A 15,832-nucleotide genomic window follows, 5' to 3' on the forward strand; every position below is an offset into this window, starting at 1 on the left:
GTTAAAGAACTCCTACTTTGTGCCAAGCGTTCTGCACTGCTTTTTGCTCATGACTGCTGATACCGTAAAGTTCACCAGCAATTTGAATAGTTATATTAGCAGCTTTTTTAAAATCTGATTTAGGACGCAAGCGATCGCGTAAAGCAATATACCAGATCTTACCAGCCTTTTCCCACGCGTAGCCACCAATCTCAACTGCTGCTAGATAAAAAGCATAATTAGGGATACCTGAATTGATATGCACCCCAGCATTATCCTCATCACCAGTATATTTATCTTGCATGTGACCTGGCTGTGGATCTTTACCCAATACGGCATCATCGTATGCTGTTCCTGGTGCTTTCATAGAACGAATGCCTACACCCTTGACATTCGATGTTAACAAACCTTCCCCAATGATCCAATCTGCATCTTCTGCTTTGTGGTTTTTTACCTTTTGTTTTACCAAGGAACCAAAAACATCAGACATAGATTCATTTAACGCCCCAGGTTCGCCGTAATACTGTAAACCAGCTTCATACTGAGTTATACCATGAGTTAGTTCATGTGCGATTACATCAATTGACGTGGTGAAGCGTTGAAATAGTTCTCCGTCGCCATCACCATAAACCATTTGGTCGCCATTCCAGAAGGCGTTATCATACTTGACACCGTAATGCACAGTAGAGTCTAAACGCAATCCTTTATCATCGATAGAATTGCGATCAAATATTTCATAAAATAACTCATAAGTCGCACCAGCAGAATCGTAGGCTTCATTCACACATTCATCACTGCTAGGAGGATCACCTTCACCCCGCACTATAGTACCAGGGAGTTGTTGACTATTTTTAGCATCATAGATAGTACGGCGCTTCTCGCCAGGAGAGGGTGCAAAGGAAACACCACCTATAATATCTCGCCGTCCACGAAACTGCGCTGAAACATTTAATGTCCGAAAAGCCCAAGCACGTTGCTGGGGGTTGCCATTCACCACAACATTTTCTAGGATATGTGGCGGGACTATGCAACAAATAGGGCATCTATTATTTAATGGATGCTCACACTTAAACTCAGACGATTTTCTTTTATTTCGAGCCATCCAAGATATTCTCCTTTGAAAACTAAGTCATGGCAGACAGCGGCATTAACTCCACTGTGGAAAGAAGCAGAAAAACTAATGCAAAAGGCATTTTCCTAGTGGTCTGTCTCACTAGTTATCAGGAAATAATTAAGTTCGTAGTCAGGACTTTAGTCCTGATTTTTAAGCCCTAAAGTGCTTACTACGAACCAATCAAAATTAATGAGACAGACCATTAGATTGTCTTCTGAAAATATGTTTTACTCTTGATTGTCGGATATGTCTGTTGATAGTGGACAGTACCTCAATTTTTGCATTAGTTGCCAAGTCTGTTTTACAAACCCAATGGGTTTATATAATAGTTCCTGTCTTGGATGATTGTGCTATTTATTACTGTTTTGTTATATATAGGACTTACGCAACGCCGATATTGTCATTGCGACCGGAACGGAGTGTAGGGAAGCAATCCCAGCGTTTGGGTAGATTACTTCGCTATCGCTCGTAATGACGGAGTTACATTATTTTTGCGTAATACCATTTCACGAAATTATTGATACAAATTACTTTTCTTACTCCCCCTGCCTCCGGTCACTGAGTTTCGACTACGCTCAACTGCCGCGTAGCCGAAGTGCTGCTTCCCCTGCTTGCCCAAATGTATCAACTTTAAAGTAAAACGGTATAAGTCCTGATATAAATAGATTGATGGGAGCAGCAATTTTCTAGCCAGCCACCAAACACAGCTAAACCATAATATTTCCAAGGTACTGCTATTGTCTTAAATCCGGCTGTTGTCAGCATTTGCAACTGAGTATCTAAAGTAGCAAGTTGGTCTTGACTAGAGTGTCCTTGAGTGTCCTTGAGTAGTGCTAGTACCGACTTTCGCGCGAACTTCTGTCAACATAATTCGTAATTGATAATGGGCTACGCCCCGCTACGCTCCTTTGGTTTTGAAGACGAGTAACATTAAAGCAGACATTAGCTATACCCCATAAAGAGCAACCAGAATCTGCTTAATACTGTAAATTTTCGTCCTTGAAATCTGTTTCTTTCCAACTCAGTGTTGCTGAGTTGTTTCTCGTTGCCTAATCCAAACTCCAGTATGTGTGTAATACTAGTTAAAGTAACTTAATATTTCTACATAGTTTGAGTTTTTAAACACTGTTTAGTGCAGAACGCTAACCGCTAAGAGAGGTTTTTAGCAAGTTGTTAGTGCTTTTTGTGTTGAGTATATTTTGGTATTTTTAACGTGAATACTACGCGGAGTAAGTGCGTGATCCATTTAGAACCACTACCTAGTTATCAGATAGAATTGAATCCAGAAGTGAAAAGTAAATTTTTATTTAAAGGACTTTTTATTGCTTCTGCTATTATTAGCATTTGGGTAATTAGCTTAGGTTTCTTACTTTCTATAGACATATCCCAAGTTAATTTTTTGATTTTGTTACCTATTGTAATTTGGCAAACATTTTTATATACAGGATTATTTATTACATCTCATGATGCCATGCATGGGGTAGTTTTTCCTCAAAATCCTAAAGTCAATCATTTTATTGGTTTATTGTGTATATCTCTTTATGGTCTTTTACCATATAAAAAATTACTAAAAAAACATTGGTTACATCACCATAACCCTGCTAGTAATATAGACCCAGATTTCCACGATGGTATACATAAAAACTTCTGGGGTTGGTATTTTCATTTTATGAAGAGTTATTGGAGTTGGCGACAAATTATCATCATAACTATTATTTATAATTTAGCTAATCACTATTTCCATATTCCTGCCTATAATTTAATTTATTTTTGGGCAGTTCCTTCGCTTTTAAGTTCGCTACAATTATTTTATTTTGGAACTTTTCTACCACATAGTGAACCAATAGGAGGTTATATTCAGCCTCATAATGCCCAAACTATCAACCGTCCTATTTGGTGGTCATTTATCACATGCTATCACTTTGGCTACCACAAAGAACATCACGAATACCCTCATATTCCTTGGTGGCAACTACCAAAAGTTTATAAAATGCATAAACAATAATTCCTCATAAAAAACTCTTAACCTTTGCGTTTACCTGCGGGAACGCCTAACAGCGAATGCGTGGTAGTCGCTACAAGTCGGGGAAACTGCTCAACGCGCTGCCTTGCTTTTGCGTGTTAGCGTAAAGCCTACGGTATAGCTTCGCTTAACGCAGAGCGTAGCCCGATAAATTCATACCGCCATTATGCAACACTAAAAAGACTTTAATTGGCTGCTTGCTGTTTAGATATTATATCTGCATTTACTTCTGGTAAGGGTGGACGCACACATAAATAAATCAAAGAACCAAACAGTGGAATCAAACCGATTAACCACAACAACTGGGGATTTTTCGAGTTACGACGTGCTATATCATCTTTTAGTAATGTTGGGAATAATAAGCAAAGTAAGCAAAAATCCAAACTCATTACATGAATAAAACGGCTGGTTTGCCACTGTTGTATAAAATTTCCCCAATCTCCTTTTTGTAACCCAAAGGTGACTAGAATAAGTGTTGCTATAATCAGCACAATGCCAGTTATGCGAGAATCTAGCAGCTTAAGTAAAGCATTCTTGCTACCGATAAATTGTTTATTTGGTTCTCTTAAAGCTAAATAAGGCAATAAAGCAAATGCACCCACTGCAAAAGAGAACGTAGCAAACGGCCAAGCGGGTATTTTTTGATTTCTGCCATCAATAAAAATGACTGCGCTGTAGATTAAAGGCCAAATACCCATCAGATTAAATAGGGCTATGACTAAGGGATTAATGCCTTGCCATTGACCAATAGATAAATTTTTGATCAACATGAATGTGTCAGGTTGATCGGGAGGGGCAAGGAGAAAAGCATAGGTAATCAACCCTAACCACAGCATCCCCAAGATGATTTTTCTCACGTTTTTGATTAACACTTTTAAAAATCAGGAATTGAAATAACCAAATGCTTCTGAGAGGTAATCAGCGGCACTAGCCACAACTGCGATCGCACTTTCATAATCTAAGCGTGTTGGCCCCAAAACTCCTACACTTCCTACTGGCACAGAACCTCGACGATAGGTCGAAGAAATCAAAGTGCAGGTGCGTATCGGTTCTAGAGGATTTTCTGCACCAATGCGAACTGTTACCCGTTGTTTGCCCGTTTCTTCTACCTCAGGCTCCTCGAATATTAATCGCCACAGTTGGTCTTGTTCTTCTTCCAAGAGGTGGATAATCGTTTTTACTTGCTCTAATTGAGAAAATTCTGGCTGACGCAATACTTCTGCCACACCTCTAACCATAATTTGTGTTGCAGCTGGTGCTAAAGTTCGACGAGTTAATTCTGCTACCGAACTCTTCAAAAACTCGCCATAGCGTTGGAACTCAAGATCTAATTGGCTCCAATCAAGATTACCCAATTCCAACAAACTCCGCCCCCGCAAATGGGTATTCAAAAAGTTAGAAACTATCTGCAATTCCCGATCAATTACTTCTGGATCGCGTTGTGTTTCTTCCCGGACTGGAGGCAAATCCATCAACTTAGAATGGGTTTCATAAGCATCTGTCACCACAATCAACATAATCCGCCCGGCTTCAATTTGCATTAATTGCAGATGTCGCAAAATTGCTGTGGTGGTTTGTGGCATGGTAATCAAGCTAACGCACCCACTCAAAGTTGCTAAAATTTGAGCTGCTCCTTGCAACAAAGCTTCTAGACTCCAATCTTCCCAATGAAGGCGTTGTTGCAGTGTTAGTTCTGTCTCTTTGGCTAAAACTTCCATTCGCGTAATGTCTCGCAGAGAAGGTGTAATCAACTGGTCAACATAAATGCGATAGCCTGAGTCTGAAGGTACTCTACCAGCAGAGGTGTGTGGTTGGTAAAGTAACCCAGACTTTTCTAAAACGCCCATCACATTACGAATAGTGGCTGAACTAACACCCAAATCGTACTCCTCGACTAAAGCTTTTGAACCAACAGGCTCCGCTGTAGCAATATAGTGACGTACCGTTGCCCAAAGTATATGCTGTTGTCGATTTGTTAACTGAACTTCCATAGGGTATGTTTTGCTGGAGGCAAATTTTAATCAAAAGATTGGGAAGAATTTTTAAATTTGACTATTAATAATAGTTAATTAAGGTGGCAAAATATTTATTTTTATTGTAATAGCTAAGAGTAATGTTTTGAAATTGCTATCTTATAGAGCTTGACTTTTGCTAGCAAATCAGCGTTTATCAAGTATAATCATGAGATCATTTAAGTATATTTGCATAAACTTTATATAAAAATTGTATATGAAATTACTGATTTTTGTAACTGTTTTAGATCTGTTGACAGCAGCAAATTCTCTGAATTTCGAGAATTGCGGGCGTTCGCCAATAGACTATCAATTTACACAATATTGCATTAAGAATAGCATTGCTTTTATGGAAGAGTAAGTCCTAAATAAGCAATGCTATATTTCATAAACGATGGACTAATATTGGGGAATTGAAGAGTCAACTAATAAAGAATAGGCATCAATACCGCCTACAATATTTTTAACATTTGTAAATCCTTGAGCCAATAACCACTGGCACATCTGGGCAGAACGGATGCCGTGGTGACATAATACAAGGGTCTCAGCATGGGGATTGAACATAGTAGGGACTTGATCGCCCCATTCCACAAATTCACTCAAGGGTAAGTTGACAAAGCCATCAATGCTAGCGATCGCTAGTTCTTGTGGTTCTCGTACATCTACTAGCTGAATATTTGCATCGCCAGAAGACAGCCGTTGTGCTAATTCTTCTACACTAATCTGGATCATAGGTTGACCTAAAGATTTCCCTGTCATGAAGTTTTTCTGAACAATCCTATATGATTTATGGTGACAGAAAATCTGTATCCTAGCATGAGTATTTGTTTACGCTACGCGGGTTAGTTGTCAGTTGTCAGTTGTCAGCGATGCACTGACTTGTACTGAGCGTAGTAGAAGTAGCTTGTCGAAGTGTTGTCAGTTGAATGAGAGAAATACCAGCTTATTCAGTTATCGTAAAGCTATTTTTAAGAGTTAGCGATCGCTCTTAGCATTCAAATTTATCAGTGCTAGTATTGGCACATATACCGAAATATTTATATCGAAACCTAGAACTATCGGATTCTACCCGTTAAACCCATTAACGATTTGCTTACCCCCAATGTAAAAATGGGGGTATTTTTATGGCTATGGGGCATGGGTAAAAAGTTATTCATAAAGTTGAAAACTATTTTTGATAACAAGCGATCGCCTACGTAATTGTATCTCCAGTTACCAGAAGAAGCGGAGGGGCAGGGAGCAGAGGGAAAGAGGTAATTCCTCTTCTTCATTTCTCCCTTGCACCCCGCACCCTGCCCCAATTCCTCTTCTTCATTTCCCCCTTGCGCCCTGCCCCCTTCTCCCCTGCCTCTTTTGACCCACTCGATCCGATACAATCATCTGCTATATTCAAGTCTCAAATTGCACCTTAGGCAAAGTTCCTGTGGTGAATTATTTATCTAGCAAAAATTTCCCCTATACTTGGCAGCTACATGAGTTCACAATCTCCTCGCTCTGATAAGATTCTGGTTGTCGATGACTCTCCTGATAATGTGTTTTTAATCAAAACCATTTTGGAGGAAGAAGGCTACACAGTTAGCACGGCAGAAAATGGCATTTCAGCATTGGCACAACTTCAAGCCTCACCTTGCGATTTAGTATTACTAGATTTGATGATGCCAGGAATGGATGGTTACGAAGTTACTAAACGGATTCGCGGCGATCTAAAGATGCAGCAGTATATCCCAATTTTGCTCATTACTGCCCATGATGCTCCTAATGTGGCACATGGATTAGATTTAGGTGCTGATGATTTTATTCGCAAACCTGTGACAGTAGACGAATTGCTAGCACGGGTGCGATCGCTTTTGCGGTTGAAGCGTAGTATCGATGAACGTGATGAAATTGCCCGTCAGCGAGAAGATTTTGTCTCCCGCCTCACCCACGATTTACGTACTCCCTTAGTAGCAGCTGATCGGATGTTGATGCTGTTCCAGCAAGGTGCTTTAGGCAACTTATCACCACAAATACAAGAAGTGATTACGATCATGGCTCGCAGTAATGTTAATCTGCTGACTATGGTTAATACCTTGTTGGAAGTTTATCGCTTTGAAGCAGGTCGTAAAACACTAGCTTTTCAAGCGGTGGATTTGAATAAATTGTTAGAAGAGATAGTCGGGGAACTGACACCTTTAATCAAAGACAAAACCTTAGCCATCAATCTGGATATTGCTGAGGCTGTAAACGCAAGTACAATTATGGGCGATCGCTTAGAGTTGCATCGTCTGTTTACTAACCTAATTGGTAATGCGATTAAATTTACTGAATCTGGCTCAATAACTATCCGCATTACTCCTGTAATTTTAAGTAGTAAAATTAACAATAAGGAATTTTCTTTACCTTCCACAATCACTGATTACATTACCATTGAAGTAGCTGATACAGGCTCTGGTATTCCTTCTGAAGAACAAGCCGTCTTGTTTGAACGTTTTCGGCAAGGAAGTCACAAAAGTTCTGGTAGTGGCTTAGGATTGTACCTTTCTCGGCGAATTGTTGAGGCGCATCAAGGAACTATTTTAGTCAATTCTGAGTTAGGTAAAGGCACTACATTTATTGTTAGTTTGCCAATGAAACAACCAATGGAAGGGAACAAGGAACAGGGAACAGGTAAAACTAGGTTTTAAAAAAAAGCGAGTTTCAACTTAACTTTCAATCAATTTATGAGTAAAACAAATGATTAATACTGACTTATCTAATTCCAATATTGCAGAAACCATTCATAAACAACGTGATTTTTTTCAAACAGATAAAACTAAAGATATTGCTTTCCGGATTGAACAGCTTAAAACCCTCAAGCAATTAATAGTTGATAATAAACTAGCAATAATTCAAGCATTACATGCTGATTTGCATAAACCAGAATTTGAAGCCTATGCTACAGAAATCAGTACTGTTAAAGAAATTGATTATGCTATTAAACATCTTAAAAACTGGGTAAAGCCCAAAAAGGCAGCAGTTTCTTTCGACTTCTTTTCTTATTCAGCAAAAATATATCCAGAACCGCGAGGAGTTGCATTAATTATTGGTGCTTGGAATTACCCATTTAATTTAATTATCTCTCCATTAGTAGGTGCGATCGCAGCCGGAAATTGTGCAATTATCAAACCTTCAGAACTTGCCTCTCACACTTCTAATTTGTTAGCCAAACTTATTAGCAAATATTTTGTACCAGAGTATATTGCAGTTTTAGAAGGAGGTGTAGAAACAAATAAAAAAATACTAGCAGAAAAATTTGACCATATCTTCTTTACTGGTAGTACAGCTGTAGGTAAAGTTGTCATGGCGGCGGCGGCAGAACACCTCACACCAGTTACTTTAGAATTAGGTGGTAAAAGTCCTTGTATCGTAGATACTGATATTAATCTTGAACACACTTTAAGACGCATTACTTGGGGCAAATTTATTAATGCCGGACAAACTTGTATTGCGCCTGACTATATATTAGTTAATCAAAAAATCAAACAAGATTTTATCGATGGTTTGAAGAAATGTTTAAACGAATTTTACGGAGATCATCCAGAAAAAAATCCTGATTACGCCAGAATTATCAGTCAAAAACATTTTGAAAGGTTGGCTAACTTGCTCAAAAGTGGTGAAATTATCATTGGTGGAGAAACTAACCCATCAGAACGTTATATTGCCCCGACAGTGATTGATAACGTTTCTGTGGAAGATTCTGTAATGCAAGAGGAAATTTTTGGCCCAATTCTGCCTGTAATTGCATACACCAATATTACAGAGGCGATCGCCTTAATTAACTCTAAACCAAAACCTTTAGCTTTATACTTATTTTCGCAAAATAAACAACTGCAAAAGCGAGTTTTGCAAGAAACTTCATCTGGTGGAGTTTGTTTTAACGACACAATTATGCAGTTTGGTGTTTCATCTTTACCATTTGGCGGCGTTGGTGATAGTGGTATTGGTACTTATCATGGTAAAGCTAGTTTTGACACCTTTTCACATTACAAAAGTGTATTACAAAACTCATTCTGGTTAGATTTAAATTGGCGATACGCTCCTTATAAAGGCAAATTATCCCTATTAAAACGAATTATTGGCTGAACTAACCAATAGCACTGCTGTAACGCTCCTCCGCCCAAGGTTCACCACGATGATGGTAGCCATTGCGCTCCCAAAAACCAAGTTCCTCTTTATTAAGAAACTCCAAGCCATTAATCCATTTAGCACTTTTCCAGGCGTAGAGATGGGGTACAACGAGTCGCATGGGGCCACCATGTTCAGCTGGTAATGGCTCACCAAATAATTCAAAAGCAAAAAAATTTTCTTCTCTGACAAAGTCTTCCATTGAGATATTAGTAGTGTAGCCACCGTAGCAGTGTTCCATAATATGAACAGCTTGGGGTTCTACCTCAATCAGACTCATAAAGTCCGTTACTTTAATACCAGTCCACTTGACATCTAGTTTTGACCAACGAGTTACACAGTGAAAGTCATCTGTAAATTCATGGTGAGGCATTTCCATAAAATCTGACCAATTTAGCACGGCAGATTTTGCTAAACCCCAAACTCGAAACTCCCATTCTTCTATTTTGACTTGGGGCGTTGCACCGTAGGTTAATACAGGGAATCCTTTAGCTAGATGTTGTCCAGGGGGAACACGTTCGCTTTCTTGTTGATTTGGTTTTTGAAAAAATTTTCCTGGCATATTTTCACAAAAAGAAGTCTGATCAAACTGACTTGAAAATACTTGGTGTCTTAGTGACTTCGTGGTAAAAATATCTTCAACCACTAAGACACTAAGACACAAAAAAAGTTTTTTATTATTCTTCTTCCTCTTCTTCGGCAGTTGGATAGACAAATGTAGAACGTCCAGTCAAAATTGATTTGCCTAAAGAAAGAGCTTTTTGTGCTTCTACAGCAGCTTTGTGTCTCCAGGTAGCTCGACGTTTATCTCGTTTGGATTTGGATGTTTTCTTCTTAGGAACAGCCATGTTAGCGGATATCGCAATTCTTGACAACCTTTCTATTCTAAGCGATCAATATCGAACAGCCGAAAATTAAATGGGAATAAGGAATAGGGAACAAAAGGAATTGGGGCAGGGTGCGGGGTGTACGCTTCGGCTACGCGGCAGTTGAGCGTAGTCGAAACTTAGCGTTCAGGGGATGAAGAAAAATTAGCTCTTTCTCCTTTTCTCCCTGCTCCCTGCTCCCCTGCTTCTTCACTGTTGAACGGGAACTGGATTGGTAGGTGGCTGTTCTGGTGCTTTTGCGTCTGGTGTTGCGGTTACTGGGGGAGCAGTGGGAATAGTCAAAGCTGCTTGACCTGGGTTGGAAGTTTGCTGATTTGTGTCAAAAAGTAGTAGCGATCGCGCTGTCTTGAAGTAAGTTGCCCAACGTTGTGCATCTGGACGGGTACGCCATTGCTGACGACTGACATCTAACACCAAAATTGGTGCGATCGCTCCATAACTTTGTACGGATACAATAACTGAAGCATCTGTAACTAAAATATCTTGGTCAAAACTTCGTTGAGCAGCAGCCCTGGCAGTTGCTTCTGCTCTTCGGAGTATGGTTTCGTAGTTTTCATCTGGTAAGCGATCAATAGTCAAGTCGACTCTGGCAGTATAAGCTCGTACTACCTGGGGCGCGAGTAGTTCTGTTACAACCCATACTGGGACTGTAGAAAAAAGCAAAACTATTAATGGAAGTATCCGGATCTTCTTGGCAATTTGGCTAATAAATGGAAAGGGAATGATCGATGATAGTTGGTGAACAACTCTTTTAGTCATGACCTTATAGCTCCTAAATGATCAACTGTATTTTGAATGTTGTACAAGTATTTTTCGTTAATTTAGATGTAATTTAAAATACTTAAAATCTAAAAGTTCAATCAGAAACTCCTAGACTATAAGACATAGGTTAGCTTTGTTTTTTCAGCAAAGCCAACCGCAATTTTAGGCAAGCAAACAACAATTTACCAAAAGCGGGATGGCAAATTACTGGGCGATCGCTATTGGCATCAATCAATATCAGTTATTTCAACCTTTACGTTGTGCCCAAGCAGATGCCGAAGCGCTAAATAACTTTTTAATTCAAGATGCAGGTTTTGCACCCCAACGCTCCCTGCTGATGACAGATACTTCACCGCCGATTGGAGATAGATCCACCTATCCGACTAAAGAAAATATTCTTTTACTGCTTGAGGATTTGAACGCGGCGTGTTGGCAACCACAAGACCATCTGTGGTTATTCTTCAGTGGTTATGGGGTAAACTACGACGGCAAAGATTACTTAATGCCAATCCAAGGAGATCCTGAATTTGTGCAGGATACTGGCATAGAAGTGCGATCGCTAATGCAAAGTCTGCAACTAGCTGACTTAAATGTAGTGTTAGTGCTTGATATTAACCGTGCTTTCGGCACTCAGGCTGATGCTGCTGTTGGGCAAGAAACGCAAGAACTAGCCCAAGAACTCCAACTTGCTACGATTCTTTCTTGTCAGCCAAATCAGTTTTCCCATGAAAGTAGCGAATTAGGTCACGGATTCTTTACAGCAGCGTTATTGGAAGCTTTGCGTTCTGGTAATGGCAGTAACTTGACGGATCTAGAAAGCTACCTCAGCAGTCTGACCCCAGAATTATGTCAAAATTACTGGCGACCCATACAAGATCCTTTAATAGTTATCCCATCTAAACAGCAAGTTATCTTGCCGCAATTGGAGAGCCAAAATAATAGTCAAGCAGTCCCTAGCACAGTACAACCCAGCGAAGTAGAACCAATTATTTTTCCAGAAGAATCTTTTGCTGTGGCACTTGCAGCCCCCTCCCTCGCAGAAAAATCCCCAAAAATTTTAACCACGGTACAAAAATCAGGTATTTGGGAAGAAGCCCAAAAAAGAGAAACTAGTCTTAGTGCTAGAGCTGAGCAAATGCCGCCAACCTTTACATCTAGGGTAGAAAGATTTGAGGAGCAAAAATTCCCTAATAATGTAGTTACGAAAGAGCAGCATTTTAACCAGTCGTCTGTAGCAGTGGCAACATCTCCACAAGCAGGTGAAGGCAGGTTTATCCCGAATGCTCCCCAGCCTTACGTATCTCGTTTGCCTCAACAAAAAGCCTATGCTCCTTTATGGAAACAATTTGTATTGTGGGGTGGAGGCACTATGGTAGTGGTGGCTTTGATGATCATAGTTATTCTTCGCAATCAAGCTAGATTTTTGAGAGAGAAACAGATATCACCAGCATTACCCAATACTACTGCTAGAGATTCCCCAATTCCTCAAACACCCCCAATAACTCCACCAAAAAATCAATCAAACGCCCAAATAGTCTCTAGTTCTGAGTCAAAAAAGCAAAATCAGGCGGTTTTAGACTTGGCGAAAATGTCCCTGAGACAAACTCAAGCTAGTGATTTGCGTTTAGCGATCGCCACTGCTCGTAAAATTAAACCGGGTGAACCACTCTACGAACAGGCTCAGGAAAATATTAAGATTTGGAGCCGGATGATTTTAGATTTAGCAGAGGGACGTGCCAAGCAAAGGCAATACGCAACTGCCATTGCCGCAGCCCAATTAATTACTAAAAATGAAGCTCTTTATGCCAAAGCCCAAGCAGCAATTAACCAGTGGCGCTTAGAAGCCAAACAGTATCTAGGCAACAAAACTGTTTTGGATGCAGCTAATGCGTTAATTAAGCCTGAACAAGCATCTACTTATAATCGTGCGATCGAAGTTGCTAAAAGAGTCCCACCGAATCAACCAGGCTTCGATATGGCACAGAAATCGATTAATAAATGGAGTGAAAAAATTCTCAATTTAGCCAAGAGCCGGGCTAACCAAGGAAATTTCACAGCAGCAATTGAAACCGCTACTTTAGTCCCAGAGTTGACAGCTGTTTACGAAGATGCTCAAGAAGCCATCCAAAAATGGCAATCAAGAAAAAGTAAAAATTAAACACATAGTATAAAGTGCAAATCACCAAACGTAATATTGATTTGAGAGTTGACGACAGTTTAATGCGCGTTTATGTCGCATCTCCTAAACCACCAGGACTTTACCCAGGTATTTTGTTCTATAGCGATATTTATCAGTTAGGCGGGGCGATGATTCGTCTAGCTAATTACCTAGCTGGATATGGTTATGTCGTAGCAGCTCCAGAAATTTTTCATCGTTTGGAACCAATTGGTTTGATGATTGAGCCAGATGATCTTGGGCGAATGCGGGGTAATGATGATGCTCGTCGGACTGCGATCGCAGATTATGATGCGGATTGTCGGGCTGTGATTGATTTTCTCAAAGCCGAAAGTTCGGTTGCTCCTAATAAAATAAGTACGTTGGGCTTTTGTATTGGTGGACATTTAGCTTTTCGAGCAGCTTTTGAAAGTGAAATTAAAGCTTCTGTCTGCTGTTACCCGACTGGCATCCCCAGTGGCAAACTAGGTAAGGGGATAGCCGATACAATTGATCGTGTGAGTGAAATCAATGGTGAGATGCTGATTGTATTAGGAACTCTTGATCCTCACGTACCGGAAAATGACCGTCAAACCTTAATTAAAGCTCTAGAAAATGCTAACGTCACTCACAAAGTAGTTTTATATAAAGCAGAACATACCTTCATGCGTGACGACGGTTATCGTTACGATTCTGCTGCCACTACCTCTGCTTGGTCTGAAATAACAGCTTTTTTGGCGGGTATATTTGCAGATAATTCGTAATTAATTCAGATTGACTTAAACCTAATGTTATATCATGAGTGCCAGAACTAGAATTAGAATTAATATGATGTTCTCCAGCAGCTAAAGTGACAGAATCTCTGCCATTGCGCGATCGCTATCTCGCTTTAATCGACGAAATCGTTCAACTCACCCTCCAGGGCAAAATTAGCTCTGTAGAGTTGGTGTACCAAATGTTGCAAAAAAATATAACTTCCGGTACAGGGGAAGTTTTTGAACTAGTTTTGAGCGATCGCTTCAGTGCCATCCAAAACCAAGTAGATAGTGAAACAGATGAACTCAAGAAAGCTAAGGCTAATCGGAGTTTAAGGGCAATTAAGACGATTCAAAGTCAATGGCAACGTTATTCAGAACAAAACAAAGCCACAGAAGCGATCGCCTCAGCAGCCAAAGAAATCACCACAGCTGCTGCTGATGAACGTCTAGCGATATTTTTACGTTTTACTGACCCCAATCAAAAGCAACCGCTGAATATTCAACAATTACAGCAGTTGTCTAAAGCTTTACAACAATTTGCCCAGGCAGATACTGATTTACAGCAAATATCCCAAGGAATTACCCGTGGTTTGGCAGCTTGGCAGCGACTCCAAGAGCATTTGGTCAGTTGGATGTATGAGCAAAATCGACAATTGGGATTTGGCGGCGTACCTGGAGAACATGGTCCGTGGGCAACTTGGGCAAAACAAGTTAATAGTGAGTTACCCCAAACACTGTTTCGTACCTTAGCAATGGAGCAGTCTGCAATTGAATTTGCCGAAAAACAAAGTGGTGTTACCCTCAGTGATTGGGTAGAAATGGCCTTGATTTTACAATATGTACAACGGGGGTTAGTCAACTGGTTTGACCAACAAGCTTACAATGTGCAAGCAGGCTCAAAATTGTCAATTTCTACTTTTTTGACATTTGCAGTCATTTGGAGTCAATTAGCAAATGGTTTTGGTAGTACGGCTGTTTACAGCAATGCAGCTGCTCAAATCATGCTCCAGATTTTGCGAACCTTTGCTCTGCGTCCATATTTTCCGCTTTATGGCGGGATTTTTGCCTCTTTCGCTGGTAACTCTTTGCGAGATGCCCTAGATTATTTAGATGAGCCACTGCGGCGAGTTGATGGAACCCAGGAAAAGGCGCGAATTTTGACGCTTTTAGGCTATTCGCAGCGGGCATTAGGACAATATCGGCGTTCCATAACCTTTCATCAACAAGCATTAGAGATAGCTAGAAATGCAGGCGATCGCCCCTGTGAAATTGCCAATTTCAACCACCTCAGCCGTACTTATGTCCAAGAACAAAACTATGCTGAGGCGATTAATTACAGTCAACGAGCATTAATTTTAAGTCGGCAAGTAGGCGATCGCACCGGAGAAGCTAATGCCCTAGTTAATTTAGGTTACAGCGAAGTTATGCAGGCACAAAAGCAAGAACAAGTAGAACCAGAAAACTATGAAATGCCCATTAATTATTTAAAACAAGGTTTGAAACTATCAGAACAATTAGGCGATATTCAAAGTAAAGCCTTATGTTTTAGTAGCTTAGGTGTTGCCTATCTAGTTATAGAAAAGCCACAAGATGCAATTCAATATTTAGAAAATGGCTTTAAAACAGCCCAAGTTTCTGGTGATTTATATCTCCAAGGACGGAATTTAGCTTATTTAGCTGAAGCTTATTATCATCTACAAAATTCTGAGAAAGCCGTTTACACTGGCAGTTTAGGAATGTATCTTTTAGAGCAAATTTCTTCTAATGAATGGCGGCAGTCGGCGGGTTTATTAATAATTCTCCAAGGGCAAATAGGAATAGAAGCTTTCCAAAATTTATTACAGCAACACCGACCTAAAATTATGGCGATTATTGGTGTAGATGGATATGATTATATTCCGCAGTTGTTAGAAATCTACAAGCAAGATATGTAGGTAGTAATGCTGGCATAGTTGGCAAAATGTTCTCATAAGACAAAGAAGTAGTTAAGCTCATCCTG

Annotated in this window: 13 protein-coding genes and 1 pseudogene; 6 read left to right on the forward strand and 8 right to left on the reverse strand. The window is 40.0% G+C overall.

Annotated features, from left to right (window positions below; all coding sequences use genetic code 11):
• Position 1: 1 nt before the first annotated feature.
• Together QI031_RS27285 and QI031_RS27290 are read right to left on the reverse strand one after the other, a co-directional pair.
• The gene (locus QI031_RS27285) at positions 2-1,081 is read right to left on the reverse strand and encodes a M4 family metallopeptidase (RefSeq protein ID WP_281482703.1); all 1,080 of its coding nucleotides are present in this window, start codon (positions 1,079-1,081) and stop codon (positions 2-4) included.
• Between the two features lie 642 nt (positions 1,082-1,723).
• Positions 1,724-1,955: pseudogene (locus QI031_RS27290) on the reverse strand (hypothetical protein); the annotation flags it as partial.
• Between the two features lie 375 nt (positions 1,956-2,330).
• Here QI031_RS27290 and crtW point away from each other — a divergent pair.
• The gene (gene crtW / locus QI031_RS27295; RefSeq protein ID WP_281482704.1) at positions 2,331-3,098 is read left to right on the forward strand and encodes a beta-carotene ketolase CrtW; all 768 of its coding nucleotides are present in this window, start codon (positions 2,331-2,333) and stop codon (positions 3,096-3,098) included.
• A gap of 203 nt (positions 3,099-3,301) precedes the next feature.
• Here crtW and QI031_RS27300 read toward each other — a convergent pair whose 3' ends face one another.
• From QI031_RS27300 to QI031_RS27310, 3 genes are all read right to left on the reverse strand, one after another.
• Positions 3,302-3,952: a DUF2834 domain-containing protein gene (locus tag QI031_RS27300; protein ID WP_281486138.1), complete on the reverse strand. Its 651-nt coding sequence runs from the start codon at positions 3,950-3,952 to the stop codon at positions 3,302-3,304.
• A 45-nt stretch (positions 3,953-3,997) separates the two neighbouring features.
• On the reverse strand, positions 3,998-5,107 hold the full coding sequence (hrcA, locus tag QI031_RS27305) for a heat-inducible transcriptional repressor HrcA (RefSeq protein WP_281482705.1): 1,110 nt from the start codon (positions 5,105-5,107) through the stop codon (positions 3,998-4,000).
• Positions 5,108-5,527: 420 nt separating this feature from the next.
• Complete coding sequence (locus QI031_RS27310; protein ID WP_281482706.1) at positions 5,528-5,887, reverse strand: rhodanese-like domain-containing protein; 360 nt, start codon at positions 5,885-5,887, stop codon at positions 5,528-5,530.
• 713 nt (positions 5,888-6,600) lie between these two features.
• Between QI031_RS27310 and QI031_RS27315 the strand changes: the two genes are divergently transcribed.
• Complete coding sequence (locus QI031_RS27315; protein ID WP_281482707.1) at positions 6,601-7,791, forward strand: ATP-binding response regulator; 1,191 nt, start codon at positions 6,601-6,603, stop codon at positions 7,789-7,791.
• A 49-nt stretch (positions 7,792-7,840) separates the two neighbouring features.
• Entirely contained in the window at positions 7,841-9,229 is a 1,389-nt protein-coding gene (locus tag QI031_RS27320) for an aldehyde dehydrogenase (protein ID WP_281482708.1), read from the forward strand.
• 1 nt (position 9,230) lies between these two features.
• Here the strand turns inward: QI031_RS27320 and QI031_RS27325 are convergent, their stop codons facing one another.
• From QI031_RS27325 to QI031_RS27335, 3 genes are all read right to left on the reverse strand, one after another.
• Positions 9,231-9,833 (reverse strand): sulfite oxidase-like oxidoreductase, encoded by a 603-nt coding sequence (locus QI031_RS27325; protein ID WP_281482709.1) that lies wholly within the window; start codon positions 9,831-9,833, stop codon positions 9,231-9,233.
• 115 nt (positions 9,834-9,948) lie between these two features.
• Positions 9,949-10,119 carry a 50S ribosomal protein L32 gene (gene rpmF / locus QI031_RS27330; protein WP_281482710.1) on the reverse strand — a complete coding sequence of 57 codons (171 nt, stop codon included), beginning with the start codon at positions 10,117-10,119 and terminating at the stop codon, positions 9,949-9,951.
• 228 nt (positions 10,120-10,347) lie between these two features.
• Entirely contained in the window at positions 10,348-10,917 is a 570-nt protein-coding gene (locus tag QI031_RS27335; protein WP_281482711.1) for a hypothetical protein, read from the reverse strand.
• A gap of 199 nt (positions 10,918-11,116) precedes the next feature.
• Between QI031_RS27335 and QI031_RS27340 the strand changes: the two genes are divergently transcribed.
• The 3 genes from QI031_RS27340 (at position 11,117) to QI031_RS27350 (ending at position 15,767) form a co-directional block, all read left to right on the forward strand.
• Positions 11,117-13,078: a caspase family protein gene (locus QI031_RS27340; RefSeq protein ID WP_281482712.1), complete on the forward strand. Its 1,962-nt coding sequence runs from the start codon at positions 11,117-11,119 to the stop codon at positions 13,076-13,078.
• A gap of 14 nt (positions 13,079-13,092) precedes the next feature.
• Complete coding sequence (locus QI031_RS27345; RefSeq protein WP_281482713.1) at positions 13,093-13,839, forward strand: dienelactone hydrolase family protein; 747 nt, start codon at positions 13,093-13,095, stop codon at positions 13,837-13,839.
• Positions 13,840-13,925: 86 nt separating this feature from the next.
• Positions 13,926-15,767: a tetratricopeptide repeat protein gene (locus tag QI031_RS27350; RefSeq protein ID WP_281482714.1), complete on the forward strand. Its 1,842-nt coding sequence runs from the start codon at positions 13,926-13,928 to the stop codon at positions 15,765-15,767.
• Positions 15,768-15,832: the final 65 nt, after the last annotated feature.

The sequence above is a fragment of the Halotia branconii CENA392 genome (assembly GCF_029953635.1).
GTDB lineage: Bacteria > Cyanobacteriota > Cyanobacteriia > Cyanobacteriales > Nostocaceae > Halotia > Halotia branconii.

Coding starts and splice junctions, on each gene's coding strand:
- QI031_RS27310 (WP_281482706.1), bottom strand. CDS start 5,887: ATGACAGGGAAATCTTTAGGTCAACCTATGATCCAGATTAGTGTAGAA.
- QI031_RS27315 (WP_281482707.1), top strand. CDS start 6,601: ATGAGTTCACAATCTCCTCGCTCTGATAAGATTCTGGTTGTCGATGAC.
- QI031_RS27285 (WP_281482703.1), bottom strand. CDS start 1,081: ATGGCTCGAAATAAAAGAAAATCGTCTGAGTTTAAGTGTGAGCATCCA.
- rpmF (WP_281482710.1), bottom strand. CDS start 10,119: ATGGCTGTTCCTAAGAAGAAAACATCCAAATCCAAACGAGATAAACGT.
- QI031_RS27320 (WP_281482708.1), top strand. CDS start 7,841: ATGATTAATACTGACTTATCTAATTCCAATATTGCAGAAACCATTCAT.
- QI031_RS27300 (WP_281486138.1), bottom strand. CDS start 3,952: ATGCTGTGGTTAGGGTTGATTACCTATGCTTTTCTCCTTGCCCCTCCC.
- QI031_RS27335 (WP_281482711.1), bottom strand. CDS start 10,917: ATGACTAAAAGAGTTGTTCACCAACTATCATCGATCATTCCCTTTCCA.
- hrcA (WP_281482705.1), bottom strand. CDS start 5,107: ATGGAAGTTCAGTTAACAAATCGACAACAGCATATACTTTGGGCAACG.
- QI031_RS27325 (WP_281482709.1), bottom strand. CDS start 9,833: ATGCCAGGAAAATTTTTTCAAAAACCAAATCAACAAGAAAGCGAACGT.
- QI031_RS27340 (WP_281482712.1), top strand. CDS start 11,117: ATGGCAAATTACTGGGCGATCGCTATTGGCATCAATCAATATCAGTTA.